The sequence below is a fragment of the Microbulbifer celer genome, assembly GCF_020991125.1.
Classification (GTDB): domain Bacteria; phylum Pseudomonadota; class Gammaproteobacteria; order Pseudomonadales; family Cellvibrionaceae; genus Microbulbifer; species Microbulbifer celer.
Map to the genome: position 1 here is coordinate 4,205,583 of NZ_CP087715.1, position 12,055 is coordinate 4,217,637.

The 12,055-nt window shown below is 56.6% G+C and carries 10 protein-coding genes; 4 read left to right on the plus strand and 6 right to left on the minus strand.

The features are described from left to right. Positions 1-26: 26 nt before the first annotated feature. The 3 genes from LPW13_RS17535 (at position 27) to LPW13_RS17545 (ending at position 3,577) form a co-directional block, all read left to right on the plus strand. Positions 27-2,591: a glycoside hydrolase family 95 protein gene (locus tag LPW13_RS17535; RefSeq protein ID WP_230437289.1), complete on the plus strand. Its 2,565-nt coding sequence runs from the start codon at positions 27-29 to the stop codon at positions 2,589-2,591. A 130-nt stretch (positions 2,592-2,721) separates the two neighbouring features. Continuing rightward, positions 2,722-3,180 carry a LabA-like NYN domain-containing protein gene (locus tag LPW13_RS17540; protein ID WP_230439221.1) on the plus strand — a complete coding sequence of 153 codons (459 nt, stop codon included), beginning with the start codon at positions 2,722-2,724 and terminating at the stop codon, positions 3,178-3,180. A 199-nt stretch (positions 3,181-3,379) separates the two neighbouring features. Then, positions 3,380-3,577, plus strand: coding sequence for a DUF2061 domain-containing protein (locus LPW13_RS17545; RefSeq protein WP_230437290.1), 198 nt, complete (start codon positions 3,380-3,382; stop codon positions 3,575-3,577). A 78-nt stretch (positions 3,578-3,655) separates the two neighbouring features. On the opposite strand, the gene LPW13_RS17550 is transcribed toward LPW13_RS17545, so the two are convergent. The 6 genes from LPW13_RS17550 to tal form a co-directional block, all read right to left on the minus strand. Continuing rightward, positions 3,656-3,829 (minus strand): hypothetical protein, encoded by a 174-nt coding sequence (locus LPW13_RS17550; RefSeq protein ID WP_230437291.1) that lies wholly within the window; start codon positions 3,827-3,829, stop codon positions 3,656-3,658. A 168-nt stretch (positions 3,830-3,997) separates the two neighbouring features. Next, positions 3,998-4,570, minus strand: coding sequence for an NADPH-dependent FMN reductase (locus LPW13_RS17555; protein WP_230437292.1), 573 nt, complete (start codon positions 4,568-4,570; stop codon positions 3,998-4,000). 89 nt (positions 4,571-4,659) lie between these two features. Further along, positions 4,660-5,688, minus strand: a complete 1,029-nt coding sequence (locus LPW13_RS17560; protein WP_230437293.1) for a LacI family DNA-binding transcriptional regulator — start codon at positions 5,686-5,688, stop codon at positions 4,660-4,662. A 189-nt stretch (positions 5,689-5,877) separates the two neighbouring features. Continuing rightward, positions 5,878-7,212 (minus strand): xylose isomerase, encoded by a 1,335-nt coding sequence (gene xylA, locus LPW13_RS17565; protein ID WP_230437294.1) that lies wholly within the window; start codon positions 7,210-7,212, stop codon positions 5,878-5,880. A gap of 99 nt (positions 7,213-7,311) precedes the next feature. Next, positions 7,312-8,805 (minus strand): xylulokinase, encoded by a 1,494-nt coding sequence (xylB, locus tag LPW13_RS17570; RefSeq protein ID WP_230437295.1) that lies wholly within the window; start codon positions 8,803-8,805, stop codon positions 7,312-7,314. Then, the gene (gene tal / locus LPW13_RS17575; RefSeq protein ID WP_230439222.1) at positions 8,805-9,773 is read right to left on the minus strand and encodes a transaldolase; all 969 of its coding nucleotides are present in this window, start codon (positions 9,771-9,773) and stop codon (positions 8,805-8,807) included. Before tal ends, xylB begins: the two co-directional genes overlap by 1 nt. Positions 9,774-10,765: 992 nt before the next feature. Here tal and LPW13_RS17580 point away from each other — a divergent pair. Further along, the gene (locus tag LPW13_RS17580) at positions 10,766-11,965 is read left to right on the plus strand and encodes a hypothetical protein (protein ID WP_230437296.1); all 1,200 of its coding nucleotides are present in this window, start codon (positions 10,766-10,768) and stop codon (positions 11,963-11,965) included. The last annotated feature ends 90 nt before the right edge of the window (positions 11,966-12,055 follow it).

Sequence of the window (12,055 nt, forward strand, 5' to 3'; positions counted from 1 at the left end):
CTCGCCTGAGATCGGGTTACCACATTATGATAAAACCTATTCAATCTTTAAAAATTGCAGCCTGTTCTATCGCACTGCTCTACGGCTTTGGATCTACCCTGCCTGCAGGTGCCTCCGCCGATACTCTGGATCTAGGAGCTTCTGTCAACAGGCCCCTTACGCTCTGGTACGACAAACCAGCAGAGAATTGGAATCAAGCCCTGCCGGTGGGGAATGGCCGCCTGGGCGCAATGATCTATGGCGGTGCGGGCCGTGAGATATTGCAATTAAACGAAGATACGATCTGGGCTGGGGAGCCGAACAATAATGTGAACCCGGATGTCGCGCCTTATATCGACAAAGTGAATGACGCCCTTTTCAAGAGCGAATTTACTGATGCACAGCGTCTGGCCGACAAACATTTACACTCCAAAACCAACAATGGTATGCCTTACCAGACGGTGGGGAGTCTGTTGCTGGAATTTCCCGGCCACGAAGATTTTCACGATTACCGCCGGGAGCTCGATATAGGCAACGCGCTGGCAAGTGTCTCGTATCATGTGGAGGATGTTCGATATTCAAGGGAGGTCTTTTCATCCCTGGCCGATCCCGTCGTGGTTGTGCGCCTGACCGCCGACAGGCCGGGACAGATTAACCTGGACCTGTCCTTTGATAGTCCTCAACAGCACCGTGTTGAGATCGACGGCGAGCGGTTACTGGTGCGGGGGCGCGGTGGCGATCACGAGGGGCTGGAAGGCAAGATCCGTTATAGCACAATCGTGTGTCCGGAATTGGAGGGGGGCAACCTGAAAGCTAAGGAAGGTGCTCTCAGTATCCGCAGTGCAGACGCGGTAACCCTGTTTATTGCCACTGCTACCAACTTCAATAATTACCGCGATATCAGCGGTGATGACCGCAAGCGCGCCGAAGAACAGGTTGCTTCCGTGGTGGGAAAAAGCTACCCCGAGCTGAAGCGTGCACATACGGATTTTTACCACAAGCAGTTTCAGCGTGTTGCACTGGACCTCGGTAGTACGCCAAACAGCGCACTGCCCACTGATGTACGTGTAAAGCGTTTTTCTCGGGATGGCGATCCGGCACTGGCTGCGCTCTATTTTCAGTTCGGACGCTATCTACTGATCTCGAGCTCTCAGCCTGGCACCCAGCCCGCAAACCTGCAAGGGATCTGGAACCCTCACGTCAACCCTCCCTGGGAGAGTAAGTACACGGTCAATATCAACACTGAAATGAACTACTGGCCAGCGGAAGTGACCAACCTGTCGGAATTACATCAGCCGCTATTTTCGATGCTCAAGGACCTGTCAGTAACGGGGCGTGAAAGTGCCAGTAAAATCTACGGTGCTCGCGGCTGGATGATGCATCACAATACGGATATCTGGTGTATCACCGGACAGGTCGACCCCGCATTTTATGGTCAGTGGCAGGGGGGCGGCGCCTGGTTGAGCCAGCATATCTGGCAGCACTACCTGTACACAGGTGACCGCGCATTTTTGCAGGAATACTATCCGGTGCTTCGCGATGCCGCGCTCTTTTTTGCCGACAGTCTGCAGCGCGAGCCGGAGACCGGTTGGTTAGTGGTGGCACCATCCAACTCGCCGGAAAACGCCTATCGGACTATAGAAGACGATATCCGTGTTTCGGTATCCGCGGGTACCACAATGGATAACCAGCTGGTATACGACCTTTTTTCTGCTGTGATCAATGCGGCTGAGATCCTTGAAGTCGATACAGAATTTGCCGAGGCACTTTCCCACAAGCGCGACCAGCTGCCTCCCATGCAGATCGGCCGGCTCGGCCAGTTGCAGGAGTGGCTCTGGGACTGGGACGATCCGGAGGACCACCACCGCCATGTATCCCACCTGTACGGGGTTTACCCGAGTAACCAGATTTCTCCCTATCGTACGCCCGAGTTGTTTTCTGCCGCGAAAACCTCGCTGGAGTACCGAGGTGATATCTCCACCGGGTGGTCCATGGGCTGGAAGGTGAACCTCTGGGCGCGCTTCCTGAATGGTAACCGCGCGTACAAGCTACTGGAGGATCAGCTGACGCTGGTCGAGGATACCGGAAAGGAAATTACCGAACAGGGAGGCACCTACGCCAACCTGTTCGACGCCCACCCGCCGTTCCAGATTGATGGAAACTTCGGTGTCACCACCGGCATTGCGGAAATGCTGATGCAGAGCCACGACGGTGCCATTCACCTGTTGCCTGCGCTGCCGGATGCGTGGCCACAAGGCAACGTCAGGGGGTTGGTAGCCCGGGGCGGGTTTGTGGTTGATATGACCTGGAACGAAGGAGCAGTAGAGAGTCTGACAGTGACTTCCCGCCTGGGTGGAAATTGTCGCCTACGGCTGCCGTCATCACTTATGCCTTCGGGCGAAGCGGACTTGCAACCCGTGGCTCGGGGCAGCGCCAATCCAAACTTCTTCTTTTCTGTACCAGAGCGCGGAAAGCCGAGGATTTCCCCGGACGCGGATATAGGTCAACTTCCACTACCGCAGGTAAGTGAGTTTGAATTTACTACTCGTCCTGGTGAGACCTATCAATTCGGCTTTTCTGGAGGTGAGGCCAAATCTGGAGGGAGCTTATAGCAAATCCGGCTATAACGAAGAAGTAGGCCGCTCTCGTTAGATTCGTACGCCGTTATTGATCCGGTACAATTGAGTGCTGCACTCAAACGCTCTAACCCCGGGATGGTGAACCATTACAAATGTCCTTTTACTGGTAGATGTCCAGAATGTCTATTACACGACCCGGCAGGCATTCAGCCGGAACTTTGATTACAACAAGTTCTGGTCGCAGGCCACGTCTGGCCGGCAGGTGGTAAAAGCCATTGCTTATGCGGTGGACCGCGGAGACCGGAAGCAGAAGGAGTTCCAGAGCATTCTGCGGGCGATCGGCTTTGAGGTGAAGTTGAAGCCTTTCATTCAGCGCTCCGATGGCTCGGCAAAAGGCGACTGGGATGTTGGGATCACCATTGATGCACTGGAGTACGCACCAGAGGCGGATGTTGTGGTGCTGGTCTCCGGTGACGGGGATTTTGCAATCCTTGTGGATAAGTTACGTGTGGATAAAGGTAAGCGGGTGGAGGTCTATGGTGTCGAATCGCTCACTGCCAATGCACTGATCGAGGCGGCGAGCGAATACCATCCCATAGCCGGAGACCTGTTGCTGGGGTAGGCCGCTCTGGGAGTCAGCCGGCGGTCTCGGATGAAAGTCTGTCGCTTTAGCTCAGGTTTGACTTATAGGTCATTTTTATTGAAGGGGTAAATGCTATTGAGTTTTAAAAATGGGAATCATTCTCAATAATGGGCATATTCAAGTCCGATGATTAATATTTGATCAGATTGCGGGCGGGAGTCGTGAGGATGTTTTTGCCATGAAGAAGACCTGTAGCTTTGCCGTAGTCCACATGCTGGTGGCCTTCACTGTAGGTTTTGTGATGACCGGCGACTTCTGGGTGGGCAGCGCGCTGGCGCTGGTGGAGCCGGCCTGTAATACCGTGGCCTTCTACTTCCACGAAAAGTGGTGGAAGCGCAGAGAGAAGGCCGCCGGGGTCTACGCCACAGCTGCCTAGGCGGGCAGGTAATTGATCGGGCGCAGAAGCAGCTGGAAGAGCGGTCCAATCGATCGCCCTTCATTAGTCATTAGCAGACTAGTTGTAACCAAATACGAAACAGCGTTCCAGCTCTTCCGGGGGCAGTACATCCACGCTCTCTCGCTGTTGTGGTTGTTCCTGCTTTTCTCCATCTTCCACAACCGGGGCGCTGCCGAACAGGAGTGGATTGCCAGTGGTGGATGGTTGCTGTGCCGGTAACTGCGTTTTCATGACCGGAAACCTCTGCCTTATCTCTCGCCTTTTTGGGGCGCTTGCTGCGGGTTAATGTTTGCACCAAAGTGATGCTTGTTTAACTGTAGTGTAAAAAACAACCGATTGACTGAACTTTCACGCCCGTTATTTGTCTTTGTCCGGCTTTGTGAAATGGGTGCAATCCACTCAGCGGTTGAGGCGTCGGCTCCAGCGATCCAGGGCGGTGATCAGGTCGCCGATAAACTTGCGCGTGTCGGTATCTGCGAGCTTGCCGTCGTCGTCAAACTTCTTGTGCGCAAACGCGATCATCACTTCCGGTTTATTCACAAAGTGAACGTCCAGGTAGATCAGAATCCGCCGCAGATCGTACTGGGCGCGGGCGCCGCCAAAGGCGCTCATACTGGCACTCATCACCGCCACCGGCTTGTCCGCAAATGGTTGCGGGTCCAGCCGCGACAGCCAGTCGATGGCGTTCTTCAACACCCCTGAGACCGAGTAGTTGTACTCCGGCGTGGCGAACAGAATGGCGTCTGCGTCCAGGATTTGCTGGCTGAGGGCTGCCACCGCATCCGGTATCAATTTGTCCCGCAGGTCCTGGTCGTAGAGGGGGATCTGGGAGAGATCGGCGAAGGTGAAGTTGACACGAATTTCGGTGAGATCAGCGGCGATTTCAGCGGCAGTGTGCAGAGCGGCGGTGTTGAAGGAGTCTTTGCGCAGGCTGCCGGAGATACCCAGCACCTTGAGAGGCCTCGATTTCATAGCGGTTACTTGAATCCGTTGCTGAAGTTACTGGATTCAAGATAGCAGCTGCGGGCGGGTATCAACCCAGTGCGATCAGTCGGCGGTTCTCACCGGGGGGCATTGCCAGTCGATTTCCGCACGATCAGCTTGTGCGGGACTATTTCTGGGCTGGTGTCGGTATCCTTGTCTAGCGCGCCGCCATCAATGGCCTGCACCAGCCGACGCATGGTGCGCTCGCCGATTTCTTCCGCGGGCTGCGCGATGGTGGTCAGCGGTGGATCCATCACTTCGGCGTAGCGGATATCGTCAAAGCCTACCACCGAGATATCTTCCGGAACCCGCAAGCCGGCATTCTTGATCTCGTGCACGGTGCCGAGCGCCATTTCGTCATTGGCACAGAAGATCGCGGTGGGGCGCTGCTTATGTGCCAGCAGGCGGCGCGTGGCGCGGCGGGCGCCGTCGATGGTCTGTTCTCCTTCCACCACCCAGCCGTTTTCCACCTTCAGCTTTGCCTTGCGCATGGCTTTGCGATAGCCCTTCTCGCGGTCGTGGGTCAGCAGGGAGTCCGGTTTGCCGGCAATAAAGCCAATGCGTTCGTGGCCGAGCTGGATCAGGTACTGAGTGCCGTCTGCGGCGGCGGCCACATTGTCTACCCGTACACTGGGGAAATGGTTCAGCTCCGTGGTGACGCTCTCCAGCCCCAGTACCAGCGGTGGGTGTGCCTTTTCTCTGCTGCGTTTGGCTTCCGGCTCCGAGAACGGCGAGATACTCGCCAGCAGCAGAATGCCGTCGGCCTGCTTGGAGAACACCATCTCGGTGAACTCGTCGAAGTCGTGGGAGTTGGATTGGGTATCGCGGATCAGGATGCTGTAACCCTGTTCATCCGCCACCCGCCAGATACCGCGCATGACATTGTCCAGGAAGGGGTCGCCCACCTGTGGCAAAACCACCACCACCAGGCTGGTTTTGCCACGACGGAAGTTACGCGCAAGCGCATTGGGGGCATAGCCCACCTCGTCGATGGCGGACTGCACCTTGCTGCGGGTGTTTTCCTTGACCTGCTCCGGGCTGTTCAGGTAGCGGGATACGGTCGCGGTGGATACGCCGGCAATCCGGGCAACTTTCTTGATCGACAACGTGAGTAGCCTCGTTCTTCAGGGGGATTCCCGTCTCCGCGCTTGCTGATGGCGGGAGTGGCAGAAGCGTGAATGTTATCTGCTCCGCAAGAAAATTGGTATCCGGCCCAATTTCTGGGGGCATAAAAAAGGGCCTGCAAGAGCAGGCCCGAAAAGAGAGTCATCTGAGATAAGTTAAGGAAATATCAATCAAATATACTGATTGATCAGGTTCTCATACAGCTCCTGCTTGCCGCTGGTCATACGCGGTTCGCCACTTTCTGCAGCCAAATTGCGCAGGTCTGCCAGGCTCAGTTTACCTTCGGTAAAGGCCTTGCCGTTGCCCTCGCTGAAGCTGGCGTAACGCTGTGTTTTCCAGCTCTGGTAAGGGGACTCGGTGAGAATTCGGTTGGCGATTTCCAGGCCGCGGGCAAAGGTGTCCATGCCGCCGATATGGCCGAGGAAAATATCTTCCATGTCTACGGATTCGCGACGCACCTTGGCGTCGAAGTTGAGACCGCCGTTCTTGAAGCCGCCGTTATCCAGTACCACCATCATGCCGTGCACCGCGTCGTACAGATCGGTGGGGAACTGATCGGTGTCCCAGCCGTTCTGGTAGTCGCCGCGGTTGGCGTCGATGGAGCCGAGCATGCCGGCGTTGGCGCACATCTGCAGCTCGTGGGCGAAGGTGTGGCCGGCCAGGGTGGCGTGGTTGGCTTCGATATTGAGTTTGAAGTCCTGGTCCAGGCCGTGGTGGCGCAGGAAGCCGATCACGGTCTGGGCGTCAAAGTCGTACTGGTGCTTGGTGGGTTCCATGGGCTTGGGTTCGATCAGGAAGTCGCCCTTGAAGCCGATGGAGCGGCCGTAGTCCCGCGCCATGGTGAGGAAGCGTGCGAGGTTTTCCTGCTCTAGCTTGGTGTTGGCGTTCTGCAGGCAGATATAGCCTTCGCGACCGCCCCAGAATACATAGTTTTCGCCACCCAGAGCGACGGTTGCGTCCAGCGCGGCTTTTACCTGGGATGCGGCATAAGCCACCACGCTGAAGTCCGGGTTGGTAGCCGCGCCGTTCATGTAGCGCGGATTGCTGAACATGTTGGCGGTGCCCCACAGCAGTTTCATGCCGGTGGCTTTCTGGCGCTCTGCGGCCAGTTCGACCATTTTTGCCAGGTTGCTTTCAGTCTCGGTAACAGAGTTGCCTTCCGGGGACATGTCCACATCGTGGAAGCAGTAATACGGCACCCCCAGCTTGGTGGCGAATTCGAACACCGCGTCCATGCGCTGTTGCGCTGCCGCCATGGCATTGGGGGCGTCGTCCCAGGCGAAAACCTGGGTGTCGCCGCCAAACGGATCGGAGCCCTTGCCACAGAAGGTGTGCCAGTAGCACACCGCAAAGCGCAGGTGCTCTTCCATGGTCTTGCCACCGATCACCTTGTTGGCGTCGTAGTATTTGAACGCCAGCGGGTTGTCGGAGTCGCGGCCTTCAAATTTGATCTGGCCAATTTCGGGGAAGAATTCTTTATCGCCGACGAAAAGATTTCTGCTCATTTTTCTCTCCAGAGTATTCTGTATGGCTTGGAATTTAATTTCCGTGGTTTTTAGTCAGTGGCTTCTAGTAAGTGACTTTTAGTTAGAAGTCACAAAAACTCATTGGATTTCCGGATACTGCTTTCCAAGCAGATCCTGGAACTGTTGATACAGGGTTGCGTAAGTAGCGACGTTCTCCGCAATGGGAACACAGCCCATGGTTTCGTCGACCGCCAGGTGTTCGCCGATCAGCGCCGGCAGGTCGTCTGCCTGACCCTCGCAGGCCCATAGTGCCTGCATTGCGGCACCAAAGGCCGCGCCTTCCTGCTGTGCGGGGATCTCTACCGGCAGGTTGAAGACGTCCGCTATCATCTGTCGCCAGTGCGGACTCTTCGCGCCGCCGCCGGTGAGACGGATGGCGGTGAACTGCTGCCCCGCGCGATCGAACGCATCGAGTCCGCGGCGCAGGGTATAGGTCGCTCCCTCCATGGCCGCGCGATACAGGTTCGCCGGTGTCATGTTGGTGTCGGTCATGCCGTGCAGGCTGGCGCGGGCGTGGGGCAAATTGGGAATACGTTCGCCGTTGTAAAATGGCAGGTTGATCAGACCATTGGCGCCGGCTGTGGATGCCTCCAGCAGCTGTTCGCACTCGGAAATGGACTTGCCCAGGGACTGGCGCGTGAGCTCCGTGGCCACGGTGCAGTTCATGGTGCACAGCAGCGGCAGCCAGCCGCCGGAGGAGGAGCAGAACGCGGCCAGATCGCCGTGGGGATCAATGGCCGGCTTGTCACTGTGGGCAAACACGGTTCCGGAAGTGCCGAGGCTCAGCGTCAACACACCGGGTTTGGTGGAGCCGGTACCGAACGCGGCCATCATATTGTCGCCACCGCCGGTGGAGACTTTGACCCCCGCGGGCAGGTCGAACGCCTGTCGCGCTTGCTCGCCCAATGGCACGGTAGCGTCGGCTTCCAGCAGGGGCGGTAACAGCGGTAGCAGGTCGAGATCCGGATCGATGGCCGCGAGCATGTCGCGGTCATATTCCCGGCGCAGGATATTCAGGTAGCCGGTACCGGAGGCGTCACCGTATTCGGTGAAGATTTTTCCTGTGAGATGGAAATTCAGATAGTCGTGGGGTAGCAGAATATGCGCGAGTTCGGCGTAGGCTTCCGGCTTGTGCTTTTTCAGCCACAGCACTTTCGGGGCGGTATAGCCGGGCAGGATCGGGTTGCCCACGGCGTCGATACAGCGTTCAACACCGCCGAACCGCAGAGTGATTTCCTCGCACTCGGCGATAGTGCTGGTATCGCACCACAGTTTGACGGGTGCGATCACTTCGCCGGCTTTATTCAGCGGCACAAAACCGTGTTGCTGGCCGGACACGCCGATACCGCGCACCCGCGCTTTGATCTCGGCAGGTAGCTCGCTCATGCACTGGCGCAGGGCGTCGAGCCACCACTCGGCAATCTGCTCACGGCTGCCGTCGTCGCGACTGATCAGCTCCAGTGGTGCGGCACAGACGTGCAGGATTTCTTTCTGCCCGGCGTCGTAGGCCAGAAGTTTCAGGCTCTGGGTACCGGCATCGATACCGAGGAATACATTGTTCTCAGTGCTCATCACGCGGGTTCCCCCTGCTGTGAACGGGCCTTGAGCTGGTCTTCAAGGGCAATCTGGTCCACCACAAATTTGCGGATGCCTTCGCCCAGTTTTTCGTGGGCCATGGCGTCGTCGTTGTGCTGGAAGCGGAACTCGCCTTCGCTGATCGCGGCGGTGGTCTTGCTGGCGTTCGCACCGGGCTCGAGTACGCGGGGCAGGTCGCCTTCATCCGCCGCCAGTTCTGCCAGCAGGTTGGGGCTGATGGTGAGGCTGTCGCAGCCGGCCAGGGCTTCAATCTGTCCGGTATTGCGGAAGCTCGCGCCCATCACCGTGGTTTCGTAACCGTGCTCTTTGTAAAACTGATAGATCCGGCGTACGGACTGCACACCCGGATCTTCTTCTTTGGTGAAGTTGGTAGCGTCGGTGTTGTGCAGATACCAGTCCAGAATCCGACCTACGAACGGCGAGATCAGGGTAACGCCGGCATCGGCGCAAGCGCGGGCCTGGGCGAAGCTGAACAGCAGGGTCAGGTTACAGTGGACGCCTTCACGCTCAAGGATTTCGGCGGCCTTGATACCTTCCCAGGTAGAGGCAACCTTGATCAGCACCCGCTCAGGGCCCACGCCCATCTGGGCGTACAGTTCCATAATGCGACGTGCCCGCTCCAGGGTGGCGTTGGTATCGAAGGACAGGCGCGCGTCCACCTCGGTGGAGATACGGCCGGGAACAATCTGCAGAATCTCGTTGCCGATCTTTGTGGCGATACGGTCCACACACAGCGCGGTCTGCTCACTGCTGCTGCCACCCTGCTGCGCGGCCCAGGCAATGGCCTCGTCGATCAACGGCTGGTATTCCGCCTGCTGCGCGGCTTTCAACAGCAGGGAGGGATTGGTGGTGGCGTCCAGCGGGGTGAACTGACGGATGGCGTTGATATCGCCGGTATCCGCCACCACGGCGGTCATTTCGCGTAGCTGATTGAGTTTGTTCATGGTTGTCATCGGTTTCCCCATCGTTCGCGCTGTTTTTCCATCGATTTTTGGCCGGTAGTGGTGAGCCGGGTTTGGGTTCGACAGAAAATGTAAACGTTTTCATTTTGTGCTTAGTCTGCCTCAGTCTTGTGGGGATTACCAGAGCTTCAGGCAGTGGATTTGGGGTGAAAGCGATCGTGCGTAACGATTATATCTATCGGTCAGGTAGTGTTGATAGCTACAGGGTATTAAGACGAAAGGAATATTTGATTTCAGTAATGGCGGGTGCAGGCTTATCGTTAATCCCGTAACCAACACTTTATCCACGCAACCAACAATGGGCTCAGCGGGGGTCAGGGAGAACAGTCATGCAGAATCGCAAAACGGAAACCGAAAGATGTCAGGAATCGCGACAAAAATTGGGGCAGGAGCCCGTGAGTAGCTTTAAGTGTAACTACGCCGACAACTATTACGGTGATCAGGTATGTGTGCAGAGAAAATTGTAACCTCGCTGATAACATCAATCGTACTGGGTGCCCTGAAAGCGCAATCCCGCAATCTGGAGAATTCGGATCCGGTTCCATGAGGTCGTGGCCGAGCGCTTTATGTTGATTTTCCAGCGAAAGCTTTCGGAATAAGGGCTGGCGCGCTTTGATCAGAAAGGATATTGCTGGCTGCTTGTTTTTCAGTTGACTGCGCTTTATTGAAATAATTTAGATTACTGCGGATGTAACTTGCGCTGTGGTGAGCATAAGGAAATCTGGGTTTTACTCGGCGTAATGATGCAGCTGGGCGTTCGTCCGGGTTGTGAATGAACATCACGATGAGCAGGCTCGATCAGAGTATTTTCTCTGATTAAATATCGAGATGGAACGACCGTACCAGTCATGATTGCAGTCACGCACTGTCTGGATGTTGCGTTGTAGGCACAGTAGAATTCGCCCCTGTTTTGTAGGGATTTTTATCAGGGAAGAGTGTGAATATTTACCAATACAAAGAGTTTTAAACGCGAATTGTATGTTGCCGGGCAAAACTCGGGCAAGCCCGTCACCATTACCCCTCAGGCCGAACCCGTCTACCACGAGCTGGTTAAGCTCGCCCGCCGCGGTAATCACTGGGCCCAGATCACTGTCAACGGTATCCGCCAGCTGGCCGCAGGGCGGTTGCATCAGAATAATATTTTTGTCAAACCCGACGCCGTGCACCGGGACGGTACTGAGGAGTTTGTGGCGATATTTCCGGGTTGTAAGGTGACTGCGGAAAAACTCTCCAGTGATGCTTTCAGGGTCTTGTGCTTTGAGGCGGATCTGCAGTATGGGGAGTTAATAAAGCAAGCTCAGAAACCGGGATTGTTCAGGGCCGAAAAGCGTGGTGACGACTGGAAAACTAGCCCGCAAAAGAAACAAACCGTCAGCAGCGAGAGAAACCGCTCGGTGGCCATTAGCGACAGCGGCTATGATGGCCCTGATGATGCGGCAGAGTCGGCCTCACAGGGACTGGCCGCCAGCCCCTTCACCGGTGGAGGGGCGGTAGTAAACGCAGATGGCTTCGATATGCACTATACGCCGGGCGAGAAGCGCATCGGAGGCCTGCGCAACTATCGCGAGGCCATACGCCCACTGCAGATGGAAAAACTACACGATTCCGCCCAGTTGCTGGCCAGAAGCATGTACCAGGCTCGCGATATCCAGGGGGTGAGTTGGATCGCGGAGTACGGTGGCTCGGCGGTGCTGACCCAGGCCCTCAGGATGCTCGCCGATCAGAACATCAAGTTGCAGAAGCACAAGGTTTTTCTGTACGAGCCCACCACTCCCCCAAGCCAGGTTATCAAGGCTGCCCAGGCGGTGGAGTTGACACTGGATCGCAAGTTCAGTAAAGCCAACGCTCTAAATATTGTGGGTAATCGCGGACAACTTGCCGTCATAGCGAATCGTGTGAGGAACGAACGCGAAGTGGACTACAAGCTCCGCAAGGCCAGCGCGGATCTGGTGGCTCACGGTAAAAGCCTGCAGGGCTTCGGTTCCTTCGCCGGTACCCTGGCGGCCACGACCGGCCTGAGTATGACCGCCCCGGCCGCCGCCGGCGCCTTTCTTACCGCTCTGGGGGCCGCTGCCGCTGTTGCCGGCAAGGGCGTGCTGTTTGCGAAAACCGCCAATACTGCCCTGGAGGGTTTTGCTCCCAGGCTCCATAACCGGCTTAAGAACAAATTCTGATGCGCAATTTTATCAAGTACCCTTCTCTGAAGCTGAAGCCTCGCCGGGACTACTGCATTCCCGCCGGTCCCTCGTTCCGTTTTGCCTGGA